At 60.8% G+C, this 24,459-nt stretch carries 23 protein-coding genes; 7 read left to right on the top strand and 16 right to left on the bottom strand.

Annotation, left to right across the window (positions count from 1 at the left end; genetic code table 11):
* Positions 1-1,335: a bifunctional UDP-N-acetylglucosamine diphosphorylase/glucosamine-1-phosphate N-acetyltransferase GlmU gene (glmU, locus tag HQL44_08510; GenBank protein ID MBF0268621.1), complete on the bottom strand. Its 1,335-nt coding sequence runs from the start codon at positions 1,333-1,335 to the stop codon at positions 1-3.
* 305 nt (positions 1,336-1,640) lie between these two features.
* Between glmU and HQL44_08505 the strand changes: the two genes are divergently transcribed.
* Positions 1,641-2,081: a cytochrome C gene (locus HQL44_08505; protein MBF0268620.1), complete on the top strand. Its 441-nt coding sequence runs from the start codon at positions 1,641-1,643 to the stop codon at positions 2,079-2,081.
* A 67-nt stretch (positions 2,082-2,148) separates the two neighbouring features.
* Here HQL44_08505 and HQL44_08500 read toward each other — a convergent pair whose 3' ends face one another.
* Positions 2,149-3,153, bottom strand: coding sequence for a TAXI family TRAP transporter solute-binding subunit (locus HQL44_08500; protein ID MBF0268619.1), 1,005 nt, complete (start codon positions 3,151-3,153; stop codon positions 2,149-2,151).
* Between the two features lie 198 nt (positions 3,154-3,351).
* Between HQL44_08500 and HQL44_08495 the strand changes: the two genes are divergently transcribed.
* Positions 3,352-3,867: an adenine phosphoribosyltransferase gene (locus HQL44_08495; GenBank protein MBF0268618.1), complete on the top strand. Its 516-nt coding sequence runs from the start codon at positions 3,352-3,354 to the stop codon at positions 3,865-3,867.
* A 10-nt stretch (positions 3,868-3,877) separates the two neighbouring features.
* Here the strand turns inward: HQL44_08495 and HQL44_08490 are convergent, their stop codons facing one another.
* The 11 genes from HQL44_08490 to HQL44_08440 all read right to left on the bottom strand — a co-directional run bounded on the left by HQL44_08490 (position 3,878) and on the right by HQL44_08440 (position 14,914).
* On the bottom strand, positions 3,878-4,063 hold the full coding sequence (locus HQL44_08490; protein ID MBF0268617.1) for a hypothetical protein: 186 nt from the start codon (positions 4,061-4,063) through the stop codon (positions 3,878-3,880).
* Between the two features lie 82 nt (positions 4,064-4,145).
* Positions 4,146-4,703 carry a phosphonate metabolism protein/1,5-bisphosphokinase (PRPP-forming) PhnN gene (gene phnN, locus HQL44_08485; GenBank protein MBF0268616.1) on the bottom strand — a complete coding sequence of 186 codons (558 nt, stop codon included), beginning with the start codon at positions 4,701-4,703 and terminating at the stop codon, positions 4,146-4,148.
* A complete protein-coding gene (gene phoB, locus HQL44_08480; GenBank protein MBF0268615.1) occupies positions 4,703-5,395 on the bottom strand; it encodes a phosphate regulon transcriptional regulator PhoB in 693 nt (230 codons plus the stop codon). Before phoB ends, phnN begins: the two co-directional genes overlap by 1 nt.
* On the bottom strand, positions 5,392-6,108 hold the full coding sequence (phoU, locus tag HQL44_08475; GenBank protein ID MBF0268614.1) for a phosphate signaling complex protein PhoU: 717 nt from the start codon (positions 6,106-6,108) through the stop codon (positions 5,392-5,394). Before phoU ends, phoB begins: the two co-directional genes overlap by 4 nt.
* Positions 6,109-6,121: 13 nt before the next feature.
* Positions 6,122-6,949 (bottom strand): phosphate ABC transporter ATP-binding protein, encoded by an 828-nt coding sequence (gene pstB / locus HQL44_08470; GenBank protein MBF0268613.1) that lies wholly within the window; start codon positions 6,947-6,949, stop codon positions 6,122-6,124.
* Between the two features lie 20 nt (positions 6,950-6,969).
* The gene (gene pstA / locus HQL44_08465; GenBank protein ID MBF0268612.1) at positions 6,970-8,700 is read right to left on the bottom strand and encodes a phosphate ABC transporter permease PstA; all 1,731 of its coding nucleotides are present in this window, start codon (positions 8,698-8,700) and stop codon (positions 6,970-6,972) included.
* A gap of 11 nt (positions 8,701-8,711) precedes the next feature.
* The gene (locus tag HQL44_08460; protein ID MBF0268611.1) at positions 8,712-11,336 is read right to left on the bottom strand and encodes an ABC transporter permease subunit; all 2,625 of its coding nucleotides are present in this window, start codon (positions 11,334-11,336) and stop codon (positions 8,712-8,714) included.
* Between the two features lie 101 nt (positions 11,337-11,437).
* Positions 11,438-12,409 (bottom strand): phosphate ABC transporter substrate-binding protein, encoded by a 972-nt coding sequence (locus tag HQL44_08455; protein ID MBF0268610.1) that lies wholly within the window; start codon positions 12,407-12,409, stop codon positions 11,438-11,440.
* A gap of 157 nt (positions 12,410-12,566) precedes the next feature.
* Positions 12,567-13,265 (bottom strand): alanyl-tRNA editing protein, encoded by a 699-nt coding sequence (locus tag HQL44_08450; GenBank protein ID MBF0268609.1) that lies wholly within the window; start codon positions 13,263-13,265, stop codon positions 12,567-12,569.
* A 211-nt stretch (positions 13,266-13,476) separates the two neighbouring features.
* Positions 13,477-14,031, bottom strand: coding sequence for a phasin family protein (locus HQL44_08445; protein ID MBF0268608.1), 555 nt, complete (start codon positions 14,029-14,031; stop codon positions 13,477-13,479).
* 199 nt (positions 14,032-14,230) lie between these two features.
* On the bottom strand, positions 14,231-14,914 hold the full coding sequence (locus HQL44_08440) for a hypothetical protein (protein ID MBF0268607.1): 684 nt from the start codon (positions 14,912-14,914) through the stop codon (positions 14,231-14,233).
* Between the two features lie 113 nt (positions 14,915-15,027).
* Here HQL44_08440 and HQL44_08435 point away from each other — a divergent pair, with 113 nt between their 5' ends.
* Entirely contained in the window at positions 15,028-17,436 is a 2,409-nt protein-coding gene (locus HQL44_08435) for a PAS domain-containing protein (protein MBF0268606.1), read from the top strand.
* Here the strand turns inward: HQL44_08435 and thpR are convergent.
* Genes thpR through HQL44_08420 form a run of 3 tightly spaced genes read right to left on the bottom strand, consistent with a single transcriptional unit; the run spans position 17,433 to position 19,790 of the window.
* Positions 17,433-17,969 (bottom strand): RNA 2',3'-cyclic phosphodiesterase, encoded by a 537-nt coding sequence (gene thpR / locus HQL44_08430; protein MBF0268605.1) that lies wholly within the window; start codon positions 17,967-17,969, stop codon positions 17,433-17,435. The genes HQL44_08435 and thpR overlap by 4 nt on opposite strands.
* Before the next feature lie 7 nt (positions 17,970-17,976).
* Positions 17,977-19,116 (bottom strand): FIST C-terminal domain-containing protein, encoded by a 1,140-nt coding sequence (locus HQL44_08425; protein MBF0268604.1) that lies wholly within the window; start codon positions 19,114-19,116, stop codon positions 17,977-17,979.
* Entirely contained in the window at positions 19,113-19,790 is a 678-nt protein-coding gene (locus HQL44_08420; protein ID MBF0268603.1) for an arylesterase, read from the bottom strand. The genes HQL44_08425 and HQL44_08420 overlap by 4 nt, the downstream gene beginning before the upstream one ends.
* Between HQL44_08420 and HQL44_08415 the strand changes: the two genes are divergently transcribed.
* From HQL44_08415 to HQL44_08400, 4 genes are read left to right on the top strand one after another with little or no spacing between them, the layout of a single operon-like run.
* Entirely contained in the window at positions 19,759-20,439 is a 681-nt protein-coding gene (locus HQL44_08415; protein MBF0268602.1) for an ABC transporter ATP-binding protein, read from the top strand. The genes HQL44_08420 and HQL44_08415 overlap by 32 nt on opposite strands.
* On the top strand, positions 20,436-21,140 hold the full coding sequence (locus HQL44_08410) for a class I SAM-dependent methyltransferase (GenBank protein MBF0268601.1): 705 nt from the start codon (positions 20,436-20,438) through the stop codon (positions 21,138-21,140). Before HQL44_08415 ends, HQL44_08410 begins: the two co-directional genes overlap by 4 nt.
* The gene (locus tag HQL44_08405) at positions 21,137-23,653 is read left to right on the top strand and encodes an FtsX-like permease family protein (protein MBF0268600.1); all 2,517 of its coding nucleotides are present in this window, start codon (positions 21,137-21,139) and stop codon (positions 23,651-23,653) included. The genes HQL44_08410 and HQL44_08405 overlap by 4 nt, the downstream gene beginning before the upstream one ends.
* 9 nt (positions 23,654-23,662) lie before the next feature.
* Positions 23,663-24,454 (top strand): alpha/beta hydrolase, encoded by a 792-nt coding sequence (locus HQL44_08400; GenBank protein MBF0268599.1) that lies wholly within the window; start codon positions 23,663-23,665, stop codon positions 24,452-24,454.
* Positions 24,455-24,459 lie beyond the last annotated feature (5 nt).

Here is a 24,459-nt window from a genome sequence, read left to right as displayed (position 1 = left end):
TTAGGCGTCCTTCTTCTGGGTCTTGGCGGCGCGAAAACTTTCCGCCCAGCCGGGAATGACGCTTTGCCTGCCCCTGGCCACCGCCAGCGCCCCGGCGGGAACGTCCTGAGTGACGACCGAACCGGCCCCCACGATGGCGCCGTCGCCGATTTTGACCGGGGCCACCAGGGCCGAATTCGAGCCGATGAAGGCGTTTTGGCCGATGTCGGTATGATATTTGCCAAAGCCGTCGTAATTGCAGGTAATGGTTCCCGCCCCCACATTGGCCTTGGCGCCCACGCGGGCGTCACCGATATAGGTCAGGTGATTGACCTTCGCCCCATCCTCGACCACCGCCTTCTTGATCTCGACGAAATTGCCGATATGGGCGTTTTGTCCGATGTCAGCGCCGGGACGCAGGCGGGCGAAGGGTCCCACCGTGGCCCCGCTGGCGATCTTGCAGCCTTCCAGATGACTGAAGGGGCGGATTTCCACCGCGTCGCCGACCGCGACGCCTGGGCCAAAAACCACGTTTGGCCCCACGACAACGTCGCGGCCCAGTTTTGTGTCCCAAGAAAAGAAGATGGTTTCCTGGCCGATCAGCGTGGCCCCGTTTTCCATGGCGTTGGCGCGCATGTGATTCTGGACGATGGCTTCCGCCTGGGCCAGTTCGGCCCTTGAATTGATGCCCAGCAATTCTTCCGGCGAGCCTTCCACCATGGCGCAAATCCGCCCGGCTTCGCGGGCCAGACTCACCAGATCGGTCAGGTAATATTCGCCCTTGGCGTTCTTGTTGTCGATCTTCGACAGAAGGTCGAACAGGATCTTGCCATCGATCGCCATGACGCCCGAATTGCACCAGGGAATGGCGCGCTCGCTTGCCGAGGCGTCCTTGACCTCGACGATGCGCAACAGCCCCTCGTCTCCCATCACCAGACGGCCATAACCCGCCGGATCGCTAGGCCTGAAACCCAGAACGACGACTGCGGGATCGTCTTTCTCGCGGCGGCGCAGGACGAGTTTTTCCATGGTCCGGCTGGTCACCAACGGCGTATCGCCGAACAGGATCAGCACATCGCCTTGAAATCCATCGATCAGGGGTCTGGCCTGAAGAGCGGCATGGGCGGTGCCCAGCCGGTCGGCCTGAATGACGCACGGATGGGGGGCCGCCACCTTGGCCACCGATTCCTGGCCGGGTCCGATTACCATCGCCACCCGCTGGGGAGCAAGCCGGGCCAGATTGTCCAACAGATGGGCCAGCATGGGCCGCCCCGCCAACGGGTGCAGCACCTTGGGAAGCTGGGATTTCATGCGCGTCCCCAGACCGGCGGCGAGGACGATGGCGGCAAGGCTCATGTGGGCTGGCTATTCCAATAAGAAGTGGCGAACAAGATGTGGCGAACCGGGGCCACCGTGACACAGCCCCTTGGCGAGCGAAAGTCAATTTTGATTGCGGTCTTTTGCAAAAGCCAAATGGAATCATGGCGATTCCGACATATTTCACCCTCAACCCGCCTTAAGCCCGCCATGATGTTATGGTCTATTGATCACCGTCGGAAAGGGCCATTCGGCCAGTCTTAATAGGCCTTGCGCCTGTCAATATGTTGATCGATAATCCCTTCCCGATTAAACCACCCATTTCAACAGCGGGAGAAGTAACTATGAGGAAGATCGTTCTGGGAACGGCCATGGCCGCCGTTCTGGCCGTGGCACCAGGTCTTGCCCAGGCGGCCTGCAGCCTGAGCGGCGACGCCGCCGAGGGTCAGAAAGTTGCTAAGGCTTGCGCCCCCGCTTGCCACACGTTCGAAGCCGGCAAGAAGTCTGGCGCCATGGGTCCCAACCTTCACACCGTGATTGGCCGCCCCGTTGGCACGCTGGAAGATTTCCCCCGTTACTCCGACGCCATGAAGGCCGCCAAGGGCAAGTTCACCTGGGACGAAGCCAAGGTGATCGAGTATGTCAGCGACCCGTCGGTCTTCCTGGAAAAGGCCAATGGCTCCAAGATGAAGCACGGCATGAACTACAAGCTGGCCGATGCCGGCAAGGCCAAGCAGGTTGCCGCTTTCCTGACCGCTCTCAAGAGCAATCCGGACTGCAAGTAATCGCTTCCCTAACGGGAATTGAACAGGACGCCGCCGCCCCCCAAAGGCGGCGGTTTTCTTTATTGATTTAGCGTCCCAGCAACTTCTTGTCGCGATAGGCCCGCTTGGCGCCGTCATGCAGAGGAATGACCGGTTCGCTGTCGGGCAACATGTCGGGACGCAGCAGTTCCAGGGCCGGATGCAGGCGCTGGAAACGCTCGAAATTTCCCAGCACGCCGGAAACGATGGCCTCGGCGGCGCTGGACGGCAGGCGCGACGAGGTGATCAGCAGGGCGCGCATGCCAAAGGTTTGAACCGGCTTGGCCTGACCTTCGTAAAGCCCGCCAGGAATCGACATCGGCGCCAGGAATGGATAGGCAGCATGCACTTTCTGCACGGTTTTGGCGTCAATCTCGAGCAGACGCGCGTTGCAGCGGGTCATCGCCTCTTCGACTACGGCAATGGGATGGGCGATGACATAGGCCGCGGCTTCGATCTTGCCCGAACATAAGGCGGCGATCTGGTCATCGGCTTCCAGTTCGACCGCCTGGGGAAAATCGGCCAGGGTCCAGCCCATGGCGTCGAACAGCGCTTCGGTCAATTGACGTTGGGCGGTTCCCTTGCGGCCCAGATTGATCTTGCGCCGCTTCATGTCCGAGACCGACGCAATGCCGCTATCCTTGCGGACCAGCAAGGTCAAAGGTTCGCCGTGCAAGGCCATCAGGGCGCGCAGGTCGCTTCCCGCCCCCTCGACCGCGAAGGCACCCACCCCCCTGACCGCCTGATAGGCCCAGCCGGACTGAACCATCGCCAAGTCAAGATCGCCGGTACGCAGCGCATTCAGATTGTGAAGAGATCCCGTTGTGCTTTCGACCAGACAACGATAACCGCTGCGGGTGCGCAAGGCGTTGACCACCCGGCAGATGGCTCCGCCCACGGGATAGTAAAAGCCAACCACCCCGCCGGTTCCCATGATCAAGTTTTTCAAGGGCGCCGACGACGACGGCGCAGCATTCTGCGCCCGAAGCGGCGAGGCCAGCGCGGCCAGGATCGCAAAGATGAATATGACCAGCTGTCCAAAACGCGGCGGCATGTCCGTCCTCGTCTTTAGGTGTCGTCATCACACACGACCATCCCCCCCAGAGGCATCGGGTCCTGCGGCCAGGATCATAGCCGAGCCGTGCCTGGACCGCCTCCACTTTTTGTCCTTTCCAGCCTTGTGATTGTTTCAATGGCGATCAAGACTTGCTATAACCTGGAAAGACCCAACTTTTTCAGGAATACCGGTCCCATGGACATCAAAGCCCACATCCGCAGCATCCCCGATTTTCCCAAGCCCGGCATTCTGTTCTATGACATCGCCACACTTCTGGCCCATGCCGACGCCTGGCAGGTGACCATGGGCCGTTTGGCCAACAAGGTGCGCGCCTTTCATCCCGACGTGCTGTGCGGCATCGAATCCAGGGGTTTCCTGGCCGCCGCCCCCTTGGCGCTGAAGCTGGGTTGCGGTTTCGTGATGGCCCGCAAGAAGGGCAAATTGCCCGGCGCCACCGTCAGCCACGAATATGCGTTGGAATACGGCACCGACGTCATTGAAATTCAAGAAGGCATGATCCCCAAGGGCAGCCGCGTCGTGGTGCTGGACGATCTGTTGGCCACCGGCGGAACCTTGAACGCCACCATCAGCCTGTTGCGCAAAGTGGGGGCCGATGTCGTGGGCGCCGCCTGCATCATCGAACTGACCTTCCTGAACGGCCGCGACAAGTTGGACGTGCCCTTCGTCTCGCTGGTTCAGTACGACAGCTGACGAAAAGCGTTCAAGACAATGGCGGGCCGCTCAGTTTGACCCTGGCGGGCAGCGATTGATCCGAACCGGCAAGGGGGGCCGAAAGGGAAACCGGCCAACCCGCCAGCATGGGCTTGTCCAAATCCAACAGAATCGAGCGGATGGTGACGACGGTTTCCTTCGGCCAGGAAAGCGGATAGGCCATACTTTCTCTCATGACATGCACCCCTAGATGATTTTGGGCGCAAGATAATCGCCTTCTCAGAACGGAAGTGTGACGAGTTCGGGAAATTTTGCGGTCAAAGCTGCTCGAGGAAATCCGCGAAGGCGTTGCCCGCTTCCTTCAAGGGGCCATCGTTCTTCAATTCCCAAACGCCAGGGCCATCCACAATAAAGGGCGGCGTACGGGCCAGACGTTCGCGGATTTCATCCTGGGTTTCGCGCCCACGTCGGGCCAAGCGCTCGGCCAGCACATCCCTGGGGGCGGTGACGGCCACGACGCGCACGCGGCCAGGGCATTTAGCCCGCGCCTCCTCGATCGACAGGCGCGAGACGTTGGCGATCACGATGCATCCCTGCTCCAACTTTTGCAGATAGGCGGCGGGAATGCCGTAAGACAGGCCATGCGCCTGCCAGGACAGCAAAAAGCCGCCCGCCTGTCTGCGGGCTTCAAATTGGTCCTCGGTCAAGGATTCATGAAATTCGCCCCCGGCATCGGCGGCGCGCGTAATCGACCGCACAGCGAACACATACCGGCCATTGCCGATCAGCCGCTTGCGCGCCTCGTCGATCACGCTGTCCTTGCCCGCTCCCGATGGGCCGACAACCAGAACCAGAGTTCCGGCAAAGCCATTCATCAGACCGGCTCGGTATCGAGCGCGTAACCGGCGGCGCGCACCGTGCGAATCAAATCCACTTCGCCTTCCGCGTTGATCGCCTTGCGCAGGCGGCGGATATGCACGTCGACCGTTCTGGGTTCCACATGGATGTCGTGGCCCCAGACGGCGTTCAAAAGCGCCTCGCGCGAGAAGACGCTGGCCGGATGCTGCATCAGGAACTGGAGCAGTCGAAATTCTGTGGGGCCAAGATGAATGAAGCGGCCATTGCGGCTGACGCGGTGCCCCGCCAGATCGATCGTCAGATCTGCATAGGTCAACTGGCCCCTGGCAGGCGCCGGTTGCTGGCGCCTGAGCGCCGTGCGAATGCGGGCCAGCAATTCGGGCACCGAGAAGGGCTTGGTGATGTAGTCGTCGGCGCCGGTATTGAGGCCGCGCACCTTGTCGCCCTCCTCGCCCCTGGCGGTCAGCATGATCACGGGCAGGTCGCGGGTTTCAGGCTTGCGCCTGATCTGACGGCAAACCTCGATGCCCGACAGCACCGGCAACATCCAATCCAGCAGAACCAGATCGGGCTTGCGTTCATTGATCAGCATAATGGCTTCGTCGCCATCGCCCGCTTCGGTAACCTGATAGCCTTCCTTCTCCAAGTTGTAACGCAGCAGCGTCACCAACGAGGCCTCGTCTTCGACAACCAGGATTTGTGGCTTCATGTCTCCTCGCTCGAGAAATCATGCGTTGTGGTCGTGTCCTTCTTGGGACGAGCGCCCTTCAAGGGCTTGCCATGCACCAGGAAATAGATCAGCTCCGCAATGTTGGTGGCGTGGTCGCCGATGCGCTCGATGTTCTTGGCGATGAACAGAAGATGCGTGCAGGCGGTGATGGTGCGCGGATCTTCCATCATATAGGTGATCAGTTCGCGAAAGATGCTGGTGTACATGTCGTCGACTTCTTCGTCGCGCTTCCAAACTTCCAGCGCCTTGTCGGCGTCGCGCTCGATCAGGGCATCGAGAACTTCCTTGAAGATTTCCTGAACCAGACGGCCCATGCGCGGCACCGCCGACACCGGCTTGACCGGCGGCATGGAATTCAAGACCAAGGCGCGCTTGGCGACGTTGGCGGAATAATCGGCAATGCGCTCGATGTCGCTGGCGATCTTGATCGAAGATACGATGGCCCGCAGATCGACCGCCACCGGTTGGCGCAGGGCCAGCATGCGAAGCGAAAGCGCATCGACTTCCTGTTCCAGTTCATCGACCTTGCTGTCGGTGCTGACCACGCGCGAAGCCAGATCGCTGTCTCGTTTGGAGACGGCCTGAATGGCGCTGGAAAGCTGGCCTTCCGCCAAACCGCCCATCTGGGCGATGGCCTTGGAGAGATGCTCCAGTTCTTCGTCGTAGGACTTGATGCTGTGCTCGGAAACCATGGTCTTTTCCTTTTCAGCCGAAGCGGCCGGTAACGTAATCTTGGGTGCGCGACAGTTTGGGCGAGGTGAAGATTTCCTCGGTGTCGCCATATTCGATTAAGCGGCCCAGATACATGAAGGCGGTGTTCTGCGACACACGCGCCGCCTGCTGCATGTTGTGGGTGACGATGACGATGGTGTAATGGCCCTTAAGCTCGTCGATCAGCTCCTCGATCTTCGAGGTGGCGATGGGATCGAGCGCCGAACAGGGTTCGTCCATCAGCAGCACTTCGGGGTCGGAAGCGATGGCCCTGGCGATGCACAGGCGCTGCTGCTGACCGCCCGACAGGCCAAGCGCGTTGTCGTCCAGACGATCCTTCACCTCGTCCCACAGCGCCGATCCCTTCAGCGCGCGCTCGCAGGCTTCGGCCAGAACCGTGCCGTCGCGCACGCCATCGACGCGCAGGGGATAGATCACATTCTCGAAAATCGACTTGGGAAAGGGGTTGGGCTTTTGGAACACCATGCCCATGCGCTTGCGCAGACCGATCACATCGACCTTGGGTCCGTAGATGGGCAGGCCTTCCAGCTTCATGCCGCCGGCAACGGTCAAATTCTCGATCAGGTCGTTCATGCGGTTGAGCGAGCGCAACAGCGTCGACTTGCCGCAACCCGAAGGCCCGATCAAAGCCGTCACCAATCCCTTCTCGATGTTCATGACGACGTTGAACAGGGCCTGCGACGCGCCGTACCACAGATTGAAATCGTCGATCTCGATCACCGGGCCATCGGGGCTTGGCGTGACGTGATAGACCGTGCTTTCGAATTCGGACTCGGCATTGCTTTTGGCGATGACGTTCATAATCTTCCTGTCTCCCTGGCCTAGAAATGGCCAACCATGAATTTACGCTTCAGCCGATTGCGGATGACCACGGCGCTGGCATTCATCACCGCAATCAGGGCGATCAGCAACAGGGTGGTCACGAACACCATGGGCTTGCCCGCTTCGGAATTGCGCGACTGGAATCCCACGTCGAAGATGTGGAAGCCCAGATGCATGAAGCTGCGCTCCAGATGGATGAAGGGCCAGAAGCCGTCGATCGGCAGTTCGGGCGCCAACTTCACCACGCCGACCAGCATCAAGGGGGCCACCTCGCCCGCCCCTCTGGCCATGGCCAGGATCAGGCCGGTCATGATGCCGGGCATGGCACGGGGCAGAACGATGTTCTTGATGGTCTGCCATTTGGAGGCGCCGCAAGCCAGCGACCCCTCGCGCATCGATTTGGGCACGGCGGCCAAGGCTTCCTCGGTCGCCACGATCACCACCGGAACGGTCAGCAGCGCCAGCGTCAGCGACGACCAGAGAAGGCCGCCGGTGCCGAAGGTGGGATTGGGCAAACGTTCGGGATAGAACAGCGCATCGATGCTGCCGCCCAGGATATAGGCGAAGAAGCCCAGGCCGAACACGCCGTAGACGATCGAGGGAACGCCCGCAAGATTGTTCACGGAAATGCGCACGATGGACACCAGCTTGCCCTGCTTGGCGTATTCACGCAGATAAAGCGCGGTCAGCACGCCAAAGGGAGCCACCACCACCACCATCAGCAGCGTCATGACGAAAGTGCCGAAAATGGCGGGCAACACGCCGCCTTCGGTATTGGCCTCGCGCGGATCGCCGGTCAGGAATTCGGCCCAGCGCGACAGATAGACGCCAACCTTGCCCAGCGCCGACAATTCATTGGCCGGATAGAAACGGACGATCAGCGACAAGGGCATGATCTTTTCCGTTCCGTTGATGTCGGCCAGAACGACCTGGACCTTGGCGTCCTCGTCCTTGATCTCCTGGGCCTTGGCGGCCAAGACTTCGAAACGTCCCTTAAGGACGGAGGCTTCCTTCTCGACCTCGGCCTCGACGGCCTTCACCTCGGGCGCGTTGTCGCCATATTTCAGAACCGCCTTGCGGATTTTCAGACGTTCCTGATTCAGCTCGTAATTGACGTCGCCGATGGCGCCCTTCTCGATGTCGCGAATGGCTTCGAAGCGCCGACGCGCCGCCTCATGTTCCTTGTGCAGCAGATCAAGCGTCAACTCGTCGCCTGCAAGCGTGGCGCCATTCTTGTTCAGCGCCTTGATGCCGCCCACGAAAGCGCCCCATTCCTGACGCTCAATGAAGAACATGCCGGGGGGCGATTCCGTCTTCTCGATCTTGTAGTCTTCGACCCAACGGAAATCGTCGTTGTACAGATCGAAATTTCCGGTGCGCAGAAGAACGCGATGGGCAAAGCCATCGTCCTTGACGATTCTTGCCTTGGCGGCATCGCTTAGGCCAGACAAACGCTCGGGGCCCACCTTGAAGGGTTCGCTGCGCGTGGGTTCGCCCGCCACCAGATCGCCCGAGATCAAGGTAACGACATGGATGGGCTTGGGCCAAAAAGTGGTGACGCCGTTCCAGGTCACCAGAACCAGAAACCCCACCACCAGCAAAACGCCGAATGCCAAGGCGCCGCCAAATCCCCACAGGAAGGGTTCGCCCCTGGCGGTCAGCGAGGATTCATAGGAACGTCTGGTCTGGTTGACGCGGGTTACAGATTTCACGGCAACGGCCTCCAACATATCGCCCGGGTTCATAGCGCCACCGACTTCTTTCGGAACCGCTGGCGGATCACTTCGGCCAACGTATTCACGATGAAGGTCATGGCGAACAGCGTCAGCGCCGCCAGGAACAGCACCCGGTAAAGTGTGTCATCCTTCACGGCTTCGGGCAACTCGACCGCGATGTTGGCCGACAGCGCCCGCAGGCCGTTGAAAATGTTCCAATCGATCAAGGCGGTGTTTCCCGCCGCCATCACCACGATCATGGTTTCGCCCACGGCGCGGCCCATGCCGACCATGACGGCGGCAAAGACGCCGCTGACGGCTGCGGGCAGGATGACGGAAATCGCCGTCTGCCAAGGCGTGGCGCCGCAAGCCAACGAGGCGGCCCGCAAATGTTCGGGCACCGAATTCAACGCATCCTCGGCCAGGGTGTAGATCAGCGGAATAACAGCGAACCCCATGGCGAATCCCACGATCAGGGTATTGCGCTGAACATAGGTGTCGATCACGCCGCCCCTGGCGCCCACGCCGACGCCCGACAACAAGGACGCCAGCGCCCAGGCCAGAAGGCCAGAAACGGCCGCGACGCCCAGCCAGCGGGCCATCGATTGCAGCCCCGCCTTCAGGTCGTTTCCATGCGGCGACAAGCGCAGGATTCCGGCTTCCTCGACACGCGCCAGCAAGGCCTCGAGCAGAAAGTAGGAAAGCGGCCAAACGATCAAGGTTAGGAAAGGCGCGTCGGAACCGATGGTGCCATTGGCCCACAACTTCATGTCGCCCGCGAAGAACAGGTCCTCGAAGGGGCCGGAAAGCAGGAAGGCCAATTCGAAGCCAATGCCCAGCACGACGAAGATGAACAAGAACTTGGCCACGCCGCCCAGACGACGCACCACGGGTCCCGGCACCAACTGCCACAGATAGGCGGCGACCAACAGCGACAAGGGCACCACGATGAATCCCAGGAACACGGCGGCCAGCCAGGTTTCAACGATGGGCGCCAGAACCAGGGCGGCAATGAAGCCAAGCACCACAGATGGCAAGGACGCCATCATCTCCATGCCCGGCTTGACCACGGCGCGCACCTTGAAATGCACGAATTCCGACGTGTAGATGGCGCCCAGCAACGCGATGGGAACGGCGAACAGCAAGGAATAGACCGTCGCCTTGAAGGTGCCGAAGATCAGCGGAACCAACGACAGCTTCGGCTCGAAACTGTCTGTTCCTGACGACGACTGCCAAGTATAGGACGGCTCCTCGTAGCCTTCGTACCAGACCTTGCCGAACAAGGAGCCGAAGGTGGTTTCCGGATGCGGCGCGTCGAAGCGCCACAGAATGGCCTTGCGATCCTCGGTGATCGCCAGCACGCCGTCGGCCCTGGGCGCCATGGTCAGACCGGCCAGCGGGGCCGACCCTTCGGGCAGACTCAGCTTCAGCAGGGTTTGTTCGCTGGTCGAATGGCGCAGCCACAAATGGCCTTCCTTGTCGGCGGACAAGAACATCTTGTTGCGCTGGCTGGGCACCAGGGCGACGATGGCAGACTTTTGCTTCTCAAGTTCGTGCGTCTTGACCAAGGTGAAATTGTCGCTCCCGCCCCTTTCGATGGCGGGCAGGCGGAAGAAGACGTCGACCGATCCTTGGTCGTCGGTCACGACCAGCGACTGCTCGCCGATCAGATAGGACAATCCGGTCAGTTTGGCCTGGCCGGAAACCAAGTCGAAGGTTTCGGCCAGCACGGGGCTGCGGATGTCGCGCGCGTCATAGCGATAGACCGTGCCGTCTTCGCCCGCCACGTAAACCTGATCGCCGCGGTCATTGACCAGAAGGCTGGCGGTGACGAAACCCTGGGGCAGTCCGGGAAGCGACACTTCCGTCACGTCGGTGGTCGTCTTCTGGGTCATCATGTTGGTGCGCGTCTCGGCCAGATTGAGATGCACCACGCCCTGGGTGTCGCGGACCACGAAGGCTTTGACCGGGCGTTCGTCGGTGCCGCCGACGCGATAATCGATATCGACGACGCCAATGCCGGGCGGGGCCACGGCCTGCGGCTCTTCGGCGGAGAAGGAAAAGCTGGTTTTGCGGATCTGGTGTCCGGGAACCTTCGAATAGACGATCTTGCCGTCGGTCAGATCGCGCTCGTTCAGCTGCGTCAGACCATCGGGCAGGTCGGATTCCGGCAAGATCAAGGATGACAGCCTGAGCCTGGCGAAGCGAACCGTGCCGTCGGCAAAGCCGAAGATCATGTCTTCGCCATCGAACGACGCGCCATAAGCCGTGGCCGGTTGATCGAACAGCGGATCAAGTCCGCCCAGGCTTTTGCCGGTTCCCACATGCGACAGCTTGACGGCGCCGTCGGAACCGATCTCGGCCAGAACAGTATGGAATTCGTCTATCTGATGGGCAAGCGAAGGTGCGGAGGCGGGCGGAAGAGTAAATTCGGTTCTGGATTTCAACTCGGCGCCGGTGAACAAGGGCACCACCACCTGAACCAGGAAAACCATGATCCCGGCAACGGCCAGAATGACGAACAAACCGCCGATGGTGATCGTCCAGTCGGCGATTTTGTCGGTCAACAGCACCGAAGCCTTGGTGCTTTTGTCGCGCTTCAAGGGAAGGATGGGGCCAGCCTTGGGCTGGGGCGGCACAATCGCTGTCATGACTAGGCTTCTTGCTGTTGCATCGACTACATATATCTTACCGGCGACAAACCGCCCTTTGCCAGAGGCAAAGGGCGGCGTTGGCCGTCACAACTGACTGCTTACTTCAGGCCCAGCTTGGCCAGATCCTCGGCGGCGATCGCCTTGGTGACGGGGAAGAAACCGTCCTTCAGCACCACCATCTGACCCTGCTTGGAGAAGACGTAGCGGACGAATTCGCCGCGCAACGGGTCCATCGCCTGGTTGGGATTCTTGTTCAGATAGACATACAAGAAGCGCGCGATCGGGTAGTTGCCCGAATAGGCGTTCTCGGCATTGGCGTCAAAGCACTTCTCGCCCGGCTTCTTGGAAATGGGCACCGTGCGCACGTCGGCTGTCTTGTAACCGACGCCTGAATAGCCGATGGCGAACTTGTCGGAAGCGATGCCCTGCACCACCGCCGACGAACCCGGCTGCTCCTTGACGCTGTCGCTGTAGTCGCCGTTGAACAGGGCTTCTTCCTTGAAGTAACCGTAGGTGCCCGAAGCCGAATTGCGGCCATAGAGCGAAATCGGCTTGTTGGCCCAATCGCCGGTCAGCCCCACATCGCCCCAGGTCGCGGCCTGCTTGGCGCTTCCGCCCTTGCGGGTCTTCGAGAAGATGGCGTCAACCTGCTGCAGGCTAAGGCACTGGATGGGATTGTCCTTATGGACGAACACGGCCAGGGCGTCGACGGCCGAACGAATGGCCGAGGGCTTGTAGCCGTTCTTCTTTTCGAAATCCTCGATTTCCTTGGCCTTCATCGGGCGGCTCATCGGGCCGAATTGCGAGGTGCCGGCGATCAGAGCGGGCGGCGCGGTCGACGACCCCTTGCCTTCGATCTCGATCTTCACGTTGGGATACAGGGCGTTGTAGCCCTCGGCCCACAGCGTCATCAGATTGTTCAGCGTGTCGGAACCGATCGACTTCAAGCTGCCGGAAACGCCGCTCACCTTCTTATAATCGGTGATGCCGGGATCGACGGAAAGGCTTTGAGCCTGGGCGGCAAAGGAAGCCCCCATCAGCAGGGCTGCCGCAAGGGCGGTCGTCTTCATCATGAGCTAAGGCTCCTTGGTTAATTCTGTCGGGATGGCGCCATCCAGTTCAAGCGCCGCGCCCCCACATCCTAGGGAGAGGCAATGGCGGTTTGATTGCAGAATGATGAAAGTTTTATGACAATCGGGCCGGGCGCTAGATAAAAATACTTATTATTCAGTCCGTTACCTGGGGATCCGACAGCTCGACAATGACACGCCGATTGTGACGGCCCTTGTTCTCGATCCTGGAAATAGTGAGCGGGCCGATCTCTCCGGTGGCGCTGACATGGGTGCCACCGCAGGGTTGAATGTCGATCTGCCCGATTCGCACCAATCGCACCTGGCCCTGGCCGACCGGCGGGCGCACCGTAAAGGTGCGAATCAGTTCCGGGCGCTTGTCCAGTTCCTCGTCGGCCACCCAATCGATGCCCAGGGGCATGTCCTCGGCGACGGCGCGGTTTAGATGAAACTGCAGTTCGTCCTTGTCGAGCTTGGCGCCTTCATCCAGGGCGAAATCGATGCGCCCCTTGTCCTCGCCGATCGATGCGCCGGAAATCCTGCCGGGAACAACCGCCGACAGCAAATGAAGTGCCGTATGCAGGCGCATGAATTTATAACGACGACGCCAGTCGATCACGGCATCGACCAGCATGCCTTCCTCGAATGATCCGGCCCCCGGCGACAGGATATGATGAACTTCCAGGGCGTTCTCTTCTCCCTTTTGGGTATCGACCACCAGACGGATCGTCCCATCCGGCAAGCGCAGAACCCCCGTATCCCCAGGCTGGCCGCCGCCCTGGGGGTAGAAGACGGTCCGGTCCAGAATGACCCTATCGTCGCCAACCTGAAGAATGCGCGCCGCGCAGGCGCGCATGTAGGGATACTCGCTGTACAAGGGGATGGTGGCGGCCATGCGAATCCCTTCCTTTATCAGTCCGACCAATCTACCCCTCCTGCAGGTGTGCGGCAACCAGTCCAAATGGAAATGGCCCGGAAGATTTCTCTTCCGGGCCATCCGACCTGGTGCTTTTTTTATGGTCCCCTTGCGCCGCCAATAAAAAGACGGCGCAGGAGAGAAGGCGAAATTAGGCCGCGATCGGCTTCATCAGCTTGGAAACGGTCTTGTTCATGCACTCGTTGATCGGCCCGAAAGCCTCTTCGGCCAGCTTGAAGCTGGTCTCGGAGATCTTGCCGCCCTCGGCCACGACCTTGTCGAAGCTGGTCTTGGCGAAGCTGGCCTGCAGATCGACGGCTTCCTTCATGCTCTTGGCGCCGAGGATCGCCTTGCTGGCGACGACCGATTCCTCAAACGCTTCCTGGGTCAGGGCGAAAACCGACTTGGTGGCTTCCTGCCAGCCCTTGGCAAAGATGCTGCCCGAACGGACGAAGGCTTCGATGTTTTCCTTGTTGAAGCTCATCGCTTCTTCGTAGTTCTTGAAAACGCTGGCGCCGGCCTTGACGGCGGCATCCACATTTTCCTTGGTCATGGCGACGGCCTTCTCATAGCCCTTGTTGGCGGCGTCGGCGCTGGCCTTGACCACTTGCTCGAGCGTTTCGCGGCCAACGGCCACGGCGCTTTCGATCGACTTGGGGGTTTCGACGCTGCTGGCGGCGGCGGTCTTCGTCTTGACATTGCTCATGGAGAAATTCCTTTTCAATTCGGTTTGGCGGTCGCTTTCCAAGCCGTCCCCCGCGTCTCGCGGTTTCCACATGGAACTGACGGCCAGTAAATCCTATTGCTGCGGTGCAGCATGGATGGAATATGTGATTGAGTGAACGGAATGTCAAGAGCGAAATTGTGCAGTGCAGCAGAGATGCTGCGAATGCTAATTGTGTTAATTAAAACAATGAACTAACACCGATCAATCCATTGTCGCCAACCTTCATATCAAAGCGGCGGTCATCCTCGGATGACTTCATATGCGGCATGTGCGAGATGGGATGGCGGGGCGGATTGAGACGTACCCCCGTCTGATCCAGCGTCAGAAAGGCCTTCACCAAAGGCAGCGCCGTCAAATCGGTATGGGGGTGTTTCCAGGCGTGGAACGAAACCGCTCCGTCCTTGCAGCCCACCGCCAGCCACCAAAAATTGTCCGACGGCAGATCAAGCCCCTTGGGCGCTCCCTTGGCATAGCCGGACTGTTGCAAAGCGCCGGTCAGTGCCTGGAAATCACTGTCGCTGATGAAACGCTCAGCCACTGCGGGCCGCCAGGGAGACAGCAGATCCTTCAGCTCGATCTCGGCCACATTGGCCGGAGACGTGACGCTGGCCTTGAAAACATGGCCGTTCTTGGGACCTTTGCTCAGCTCGTAAACCCTGAACTGCTCTTCGTAAAGGCCGTTGTAAACCACGCGATAGCGCTCATAGCCCGCCACGCTGGCGCATTTGCCTCGGATATCGTCGCCATTCAGCATGGAGAAGAGGGTGAACTTGCGCACGCCCGGCTCGTCGCCGCCGCCTCGATAGGCGCAGGCGGCCAACAAAAGCAGAATCAGGCCGGAAAGCAAAGGCTTGGCATTCATGCTGACAGCATATCGCGAAGCCAGCTTTCGTCAAAGGGGCAAAACGCCAGCTTGCCCAAGGCTCAAGCACACTCCATCATGGCCCCCACAACAAGATGGGTCCAAGCCTCCTCATGTTTCCTTTGAAGCGGTATTTCGCCCTGTTCGGACTGGCCGGCGTTCTTCTGGCCAGCGTCGGCCTTGGCTTGTTCTATCGCAACATGGCCATGTCCCTGGTGCAAGAGGCGGCGGCGCGGCGCGCCCAGGAATACAACATCCTGCTCTTGCACCTGATCGAACATCACATGCCGGGGATCGATCGCCAGATTCTGATTTCGCCTTCCCAAATGAAGGGACAACTGGACGGGCTGGACGTCATGCTGAAATCCAACCTCAGCAAACTGCCGCTGTTGAAGGTCAGGATATTCACCCTGGACGGCATTGTCGCCTATTCGACCGACCGGTCTGAAATCGGCCGCCCGGTTGAAAACCACAAGGAATTTCAGAAAGCCTTGTCGGGAAATGCCGCCACCAGTTTTGTCGGCAGCGTGGAATTCCTGCGCTTTGGCGAACCGGCGCGCTCGAAATACGCCATCGAAACCTACAACCCCTTGCGCAACAACGAGGGGAATATCGCGACCGTCGCCGAATTCTATATCGACGCCGCCGACTCATTCACTTTCGCTGAACAGCACCAGTCGCGGATCATCCTGGGCATCATCGTCATCATGGTCGTTCTGTACCTGGCGCTGTTCCTGCTGGTCCGCCATGCCGACAGGATCATGAAAAACCAGCACGAAACGATCCAGGAGGAAATGAACGACCATGCGCGCATGGCGCAAGCGCTTTTGGACAGCGAACACAGACTGCGCATGATCACAGACGCGCTGCCGGTTCTGATCGCCTATGTCGATCGCGACCTGCGCTTCCGCTTCGCCAACCGCGCCTATCAAGACTGGTTCCGCCGCCCACCCTGGGAGCTTTCCGGCAAGCGGCTGGATGAATTGCCGGAAATGAGCGATCTTGCGCGTCTGGCCGTGCATATCGGGCTGGATGCCGGTACGGCGCAGGACGTCTGCCTTGAATCATTCGTCTTCACGCATGACGGAAAGCGCCGGGAAGTCCACGCCACTTATCTGCCGCATCTTAGCCCCGAGGGGACGGCGCTTGGTTTCTTCTCCCTGGTCCAAGACGTCACCAGCCAGAAGGAGGCCGAGAAAACGCTAAGACGGACGCATGGCGAGTTGGAAGCCAAGGTCATCGAGCGCACGCAGGAACTGAGCCAGGAAGTTGCCGAGCGCCGACTGTCCGAGGCGCGCATTCTGGCCAGCCAAACGGCTTTGAAGGCGATGTACAACATCACCTCAAGCCAAGACGCCAGCTTCGCGGACAAGGTGAAGAACCTGATCGAATTCGGCACCCACCATTTTGAAATGACGTCGGGCGCCCTGGTCAGAATAGAAGGGCGCCAGCTGGGCATCCAGTTCTCGCAATCCCCCGAGCCGGAACTGGCCCCCGGCCACGCCATCATGCTGGACGAACCCTTGATGCAAGAGGCACTGGAAAGCGAGGATTCCGCAACGGATGCTGCCAGCGGCCTGATTGGCCACGTCTGCCGCCAACAACTCGGCTTCAAAAGCTATTTGGGCGCCAGGGTTGAGGCGGGCGGCCAGGTCTATGGCGTCCTGGCTTTCGCTTCGCATGACGAACGACAAGAGGAGTTCCGCCCCACCGACCGCGAAATCATCCGCCTGATGGCGCAGTGGATCGGCGGCGAAATCATCCGCGTGCAGTTTGACGCCGCCCTTAGGGACGCCAAGGAACGCGCCGAGGAATCCAGCCAAGTCAAAAGCGAGTTCCTGGCCACCATCAGCCATGAATTGCGCACCCCCCTGAACGCCATCATCGGATTTTCGGAACTGATGATGATGCGCGCCTTCGGCCCGCTGGGGCACGAGAACTACGAAGAGTATCTGGGCAACATCCATAATTCCGGCCAGCATCTCTTGAAGATCATCAACGACATTCTGGACGTCTCGAAGATCGAAGCCGGACAGCTAGGGCTTCAGGAAGAGCCGTTCGATCTGGCGGAAGCCGGGCGCGAATCCCTGCGCCTGACCGAGCACAAGGCCCGGGAAGGCAGTCTTCAAATGTCGTCCAACCTGCCCGACGAGCCGCTTATGCTTCAAGGCGACCGGCGGCGCATCTTGCAGGTTCTGCTCAATCTGTTGTCGAACGCCATCAAATTTACGCCCGCCGGCGGCCAGATATCCTTGTCCATGACCGTGCTTGACGACAAACGTGTGCGCATCGCCATCACCGACACCGGCATCGGCATGGCGCCCAAGGATATCGAAAAGGCGCTGACCCCTTTCGGACAGGTCGATTCCAAATTGTCGCGCAGCCAGGAAGGAACGGGCCTTGGCCTGCCGCTTACCAAGTCTCTGGTTGAATTGCATCAGGCGGACTTCGAAATCATCAGCACGCCCTGGGTTGGCACCAAGATTCTGATCACCTTCCCGGCTGCGCGCCTAAGAAGTTAAATTGAATAGCGCCGCAGAATCTCGTAATGCGCCCCTTCGCGCCCAAGATGGCTTTGAAACAGCGCAAACGAATCAACCTTGAGCGGTTCCAAGCGCAACAGGCCATTCGCCGAAAGCCAGTCGCCCAATTTGCTTTTTGACGGCTGCTCGCGAAAGCGGGCCAGGGAAACATGCGGCTTGAACTTGCGGTCGTCGATATCAAGCCCGGCCCGGGCGCAGGCCTTGGCCACCCGGCCTTGCAGCAACAGAAGATGTTCCGAAGGGACCACGCCAGCCCATAGGGCGCGCAACTTTCCCCGGCTTTCGAAACTGCCGACGCCTGCGATCTCCAACATGAACGGTCGGGCGGCGACTTGGGTCAATTCCTGATCCAAAAGTTCGGCCTGCGCCTCATCCGTTTCGCCGATGAAGGCCAGCGTGACGTGATAGGTATCCGGTTCCAGCCAACGAGCGCCCGGCAGGCCCGCCGCCAATAGGGAAAGGTGGGCGCGCATATTATCGGGAAGATCAAGCCCAACGAACAAGCGCAGCATGGGGGAATTATCCGAAGGCGAGCAACACGGCGCTATGCGCCTGCACGCGGTTGCGCATGATCTCGCCACCCGCCAGAAAGCCCGCCATCGGGCAGTTCAGCATCTGAGCGGCGATTTCCATTTCGCGATGCGGCGCGCCGAACAAGGCCGCCCCCCTGGCGATGCAGGAAATCAGCACGGCGCCCCTGGGCGGAACCGACAGGCGCTTCTTCACGTCGGCGATCATGCGCTTCAGGTCCAGTTCCGCCGCCTTGGTGTCTCGGCGCACGAAGCGCACGATCTGCCCCGGCTCGGCGCTGAAACTAACCGACAGCTTGCCCCGCACGGGATCGACGCCGCTCAGATTGTGAACCACGAAGCCGCCGGTATCCAGACCGGCGTCGGGCACGGCGGGATGAACGAATCCCAGCAACGCATGCAAATCGCCAGCCTCTTCCTTCAGCACCTCATGGGCCGGTCGCCCGTCCAACCGCAGGATTTCCCCGCCTTCTCCGTCGGTGATCTTGTGCCAGTCGCCCAAGGTGACGACTCCCTGGGTCACGCCAACCGCCAGCGGCACGTCGGGCGACAATAGCAGGCCCGACAGGCCGCCCGCAGACATCTTGTCGGCCAGATGCGGCTTGAATTCCGCTTCGCGCTTTTCCGGCGTATAGGTGATCCCCCCCACCAGATAGGCTTCCGAGGCCGCCGCGAATCCCGCCACCAGCAACGCCGCCTGGGGATTGGCAGGATCGGCGTGGATCAGGCCGGTCAGCGGCAAACCATCGGGCTTGATCCATTTGGCCAAGGTGGCGCGCAGTTTGCCCAATTCGCGCCCTTGCAAGGAAAACAGACGAAAGGTGTTGGCGGGCAGGGCCATGCTTAGGACCGCCGCTGCCGGTTTGGCACGCGCCTCTCTGGCCACGCCATCATTTGTCAGGCCCAATACCCCGAAACCGGCGCCGCCAACCCAATGGGGCACGCGGGTCGTTTCGCGCAAGAACGCCAAAATGCTGCCCAGATCGCGCGACAATTCAGGTGTCACATACAGAATGCCCAGCCGATGCGCCAGCGCCGGGCCGCTCAACTGCGTCATCAGGCTTTTGGCGACGCTGGCCCATCCGTCGCCTTCGGCATAGGCCGAGCGGAAGTCGGTTTGGGATTTCATCGCTTTTGACCCTTCGCTTTGTCCAACAGCCGCAGAACATCGGGCAATAGGCGACGCACAATCTCATCGACGCCTTTTTCGTTGGGATGCAGCCCGTCTTCCTGATTAAGCCCTGGCTTCAAGGCGACGCCTTCCAGGATGAAGGGATAAAGAGGGACGTCGTACTTCTTGGCCAAGCGAGGATAGATGGCGTCGAACTGTCCGGCGTAATCCAATCCCAGATTGGCCGAAGCCTTCATGCCGATCAAAAGAACCGGCAGTTTGCGTTGCTGTAGACGGGCCAGGATGGCGTCCAGATTGCGCTCGGCTTCCTGAGGAGGCAAGCCGCGAAGCATGTCGTTGGCCCCCAGGGCGACCAACGCCGCATCGGGCATTTCTGCCAGCGACCAGTCAAGACGCGCCAAGCCCCCGGCGGTGGTGTCGCCGGAAACACCCGCATTGACGACGCGCACATCCCTGCCCCTGGATTTCAGCGCCGCTTCCAGTTTTGCGGTCAGACCCTGATCCTTGCCCAGCCCATAGCCCGCCGTCAGGCTGTCACCCAGGGCCAGCAGGCGCAAAGAAGCCGCCGAAGCCGGAAATGCTTGATAAAGCGCCAGGATAAGGCCAGCATGGCAAAGAAAATTACGCAACAAACGGCTCATGACCCACCTGGCGATCCATCTATCCGGCATTCACCTTAAGCTGGCCTCAGAAGCGGGCGAGGTCAATATCCTGAACGGCATTGACTTGCAGGTCGCAGTCGGTGAAACCCTGGGTCTGGTCGGCCCTTCGGGTTCCGGCAAGTCCTCGCTGATGATGATCATGGCCGGGCTGGAACGCCCAAGCCAAGGATCGGCCGTCATCCTGGGCAAAACCCTTGGCAAGATGAGCGAAGACGCCCTGGCCCTGTTTCGGCGCAGCCATGTCGGCATCGTCTTTCAATCTTTTCATCTGATCCCCACCATGACGGCGCTTGAGAATGTGGCCATTCCGCTGGAACTGGCGGGCAAGCGCGGCGCTTTGAAACAAGCGAAAGCGCTGCTTGAGCGCGTGGGCCTGCAAGCGCGCCTGTCGCATTATCCGTCGCAGCTTTCCGGCGGCGAGCAGCAGCGCGTAGCGCTGGCCCGCGCCTTCGCCGCCAAGCCAGGACTGCTGCTGGCCGACGAACCGACGGGCAATCTGGACCAAACGACCGGCGAAGGGGTCATTGATCTTTTGTTCGATCTGAACCGCAACAGCGGCGCCACCTTGGTTCTGATCACCCACGACGCCAATCTGGCCGGGCGCTGCTCGCGCGTGGCGCGCCTGAAGGACGGGCGTTTGGAAGGAGAGGCTTCATGACCGACAATTTCGATCCTCAGCAGCATTTCCACGATCAAAGGGCGGCGCGCTACGACGACACGGTGCGCAAGGTCATCCCCGGCTATGAAACGCTGCACGCCATGGCCCAGTTCCTGCTGGAAGACATGCTGGGACAGAACGCTCATTTTCTGATCGCGGGTTGCGGCACAGGCGAGGAAATTCTGCGCCTTGCCGCCCATCATCCCGGTTGGCGCTTCACCGGCGTCGATCCTTCCGCCGCCATGTTGAAACAGGCCGAGACGCGCCTGAAGGCCAAGCAATTGCAAGAGCGCACCCAACTGGTTCAGGGCACGGTGAGCGATCTGGACCCCGGCCTGAGGTTCGACGCCGCCGCCTGTCTGCTGGTCATGCATTTCCTGCCCGATGACGGCGCCAAAGCCAATCTGCTGGCGGGCATTTCAAAGGCCTTGAAGCCGGGTGCGCCCCTGGTGTTGGCCGATTTGCACGGCGCTTCCGATACGCCGCGCTACGCCCGACTGTTGGCCGCCTGGACGCGCTGGCAATTGTCGCATGGCATCGATCCCGTCGAAGTCGAGAAGGGCTTGAAGCACGTCGCCAGGGATATCCATTTCGTTTCAGAAACCCGCTTGTTCAAGCTGCTGCATCAGGCGGGCTTTACCACGGTCGAACATTTCCATCAGGCTTTTCTGTTCGGCGGCTGGCTGGCCATCAAGGAATGAGTCCCACCGTCACCCTGGCCCTTCGGGAGTTGCGGGCCGACGTCAAACAGGGCTTTCGCGGCTTTCGCATTTTCCTGGCCTGCTTGGCCCTGGGCGTCGCCACTATCGCCGCCGCTGGCGAACTGACCGAAGCCGTCAAGGCGGGCCTGCGGGCCGACGCCAGGCTCTTGCTGGGCGGCGATCTTGCGGTTTCGCAGATGTACCGCCCGCTTGACGATGACGCAAAGACGTATCTGGAAAGCATGGGGCGCATTTCGACGCATCTTGAAATGCGCGCCATGGTCCGAAGCGATTCCGGCTCTCGCACGCTGGTCGAGTTGAAGGCGGTCGATCAAGCCTATCCGCTGGCGGGCCAGTTGCGTCTGAACCCCAATAACGCCAGCCTGTTCGAAGGTAATGGCGGCGGTTTTTCCGCCTTGGCCGATCCGGGACTGCTGGCGCGTCTTGGCATTCAGGTCGGAGACAGCGTCGTTCTGGGATCGGTTCGTCTTCGCATTGCAGGAGTGATCGATCATGAACCCGACAAGGTAGCCTCGCCCTTCCAGTTGGGGCCGCGCCTGCTGGTCTCGTGGGAGGGTTTGCAAGCCAGCGGTCTGATGATGCCGGGCAGCATCGAACGCTACGTCACCCGCTTGGCCCTGCCCAATCAGTCCGACGCGGCCAAGGTGCGCGCCCAATTGGAACAGAAATTTCCCAAGGCGCATTGGCGCATCCGCGGTCTTGACGAGGCGGCGCCCGGCTTGAAGCGCTTTCTCGACAATCTGTCCTTGTTTTTAACGCTGACCGGGCTGGCCGGTCTTCTGGTTGGCGGCATCGGCGTCGCCAACGCGGTAAAAAGCCATCTCGACACCAGAGCGCGCAGCATCGCCATCTTGAAAAGCATCGGCGCCGGCAACAACCAGATCTTCGCCATCTATGGCATCGAGGTTCTGACTCTGGCCGTGCTGGGCATTCTGTTGGGTCTGGGCTTGGGCTTGCTGATCCCGCTGGCGGCGCTGGATGCGGCCAGCCAAGCCCTGCCCGTGCGCCTGATCGCTGGCATCTATCCGGAACCGCTGGTCAAGGCTGCCTTGGCCGGACTGCTGGTTGCCCTGGCCTTCGGCATCGGCCCTCTGGCGGGCATTGGCGGCACGTCGCCCGCCGCCGCCTTGCGCGCCCTGGTCGCCCGCCCGGCGATGAAACAGCGCCTTTTGACTCTGCTGCCCGCCCTGCCCTTTGCGCTGGCCCTGGCTTTGCTGGTCGTCCAAACATCCAGCAACCGCATGCTGGCCATTTGGTTTGTCATCGCGTCGCTGGCCAGCCTGATCTTGTTCCGCCTGCTGGCCTATCTGTTGGCAAGCACAGCACGTCTGGTATCGCGCCATTCCCGGGCCGCCGGACTGCGTCTGGCCCTGGGTCAACTGTTTCGTCCCGGTTCGCCAGCGCCCAGCGTGGTGGTGTCGCTGGGCATCGGCCTAGCCGTGCTGACCACGCTGGCCCAGATCGAAAGCAATCTGCGCCACCAGATCGAAGACCGGCTGCCCGAAGAAGCGCCCGCCTTTTTCTTCATCGACATCCAGCCCAACCAGAAGGAAGGGTTCATCACCGCCGCCAAGGATCATCAGGCCCGCGACATCCGTCTGGCCCCGATGATTCGCGGACGCGTGACGATGTTGAACGGAACGCCCGCCGAGGAGGTCAAGATCGATCCCAGCGCTCGCTGGGCGCTGGATGGCGACCGGGGATTCTCAAGCGCCGCCGCCATGCCGGATGGCACGCAACTGCTGGCCGGAAGCTGGTGGGACGAAACCTATCGAGGACCCGCCTTGGTTTCCCTGGATGCGCGTCTGGCCAAGGGGCTTGGCCTGAAGGTGGGCGACCGCGTCGGAGTAGACATTCTGGGCCGCGCCATCGAGGCCGAAGTAGCCAGCCTGCGCGACATCGACTGGAGTGCGGCCAGCATGAATTTCGCCTTTCTCTTCTCGCCAGGAACGCTAGAGGGAGCGCCCTATACTTTCCTGGCCACCGCAAAGGCGGATGCGACGCGCGAGGACGACATCGAACGCGCCGTCACCGACGCGTTGCCCAACGTCTCGGTCATCCGGGTGCGCAACGCGCTGGAAAGCGTGAAGGGCGTTCTGGAAGGTGCTGGCATGGCGCTGGCCGTGATGGCCGCCGCCACCTTGCCTGCGGGCGGTCTGGTTCTGGCGGGCGCGGTGGCCGCCAGCTTGCGCAGGCGCGTCTATGAATCCGTGGTGCTGAAAGTGCTGGGCGCCGACCGGCCCATGCTGTTTAGGGCCTATCTTCTGGAATTCCTGTTTCTGGGCCTGGCCACCTCGCTGCTGGCGGGCGCCATCGGCACCTTGGCCGCCTTCGGCATTCTGGACCGCATGATGAACATGACCTGGCGCTTCCTGCCCGCCAGCAGCCTGGGATTGTTGCTGTTCGGATTGGTCGTGACCCTGTTGGCCGGACATCTGGTCACCAGCCGCGCCCTGGCCGCCAAGGCGGCGCCTTACTTGCGCAACGAATAGGAGCGGGCGTTGCGAATCTTCCTTGCCCTTCTTGCCTTCGTGCTTCTGGCCGATCCCGTCTTGGCCGCTCCTTGCGACAAACCTGTCAGCCCGCTTCGCGTCAGCGCCAGGGAAGAATGTCTGATCGCCAGAACGTTTGAAAGCAAGGAAGGGGCCTCTCCTCGGCTTTTGTATGTGCTGTTGCACGGCAATCATTCCGACGGCTCGCCAGCTACTTCCATGTTCAAGGTTGCCCAGGGCTTGGTCGACAAAGCCCCGCCAGGCACGGTGGCCGTGGCCCTGCTGCGCCCCGGCTACAACGACGAGGAAGGCAATTATTCCACCGGCGAACGCAACCGCGTCGATAATTGGCGAAGCGCCGTCATCGACGACATCGCCGACGCCATCGCCAATCTGAAGAGGCACTATCATCCTCAACGCCTTGTGCTGATCGGCCATTCCGGCGGCTCGGCGGTCGCGGGGGTGATTCTAGGCCGCCATCCCGGCCTGGCCGACGCCGCCTTGTTGTTCGGCTGCGTCTGCGACATCCGCCAGTGGCGGGCCGGGCGGTCCGGGGGAATGTGGACCAGCGAATCCCCCAGCGATTACGTGACGCGCATTCCGCCCAAGACGAAAATCGCCGTGCTGGTGGGGGCTGGCGACAACGTCACCACGCCCTCGCTGTCCGAAGGCTATGTGGCGGCTCTCGCCGATCAGGGGCTGCCCGTCGACTACAAAGCCATCGAAGGGCGCGACCACTACAACATCATCCGCTCCGAACAGATCATCGAAACGGCGCTGAAGTTGGGAGTTGGGGAATGAGAGTC

The sequence above is a fragment of the Alphaproteobacteria bacterium genome, assembly GCA_015231795.1.
GTDB lineage: Bacteria > Pseudomonadota > Alphaproteobacteria > Rhodospirillales > WMHbin7 > WMHbin7.
Note: the sequence above shows the minus strand (reverse complement) of the source record. Positions and strands in the feature narration are given on the sequence as shown.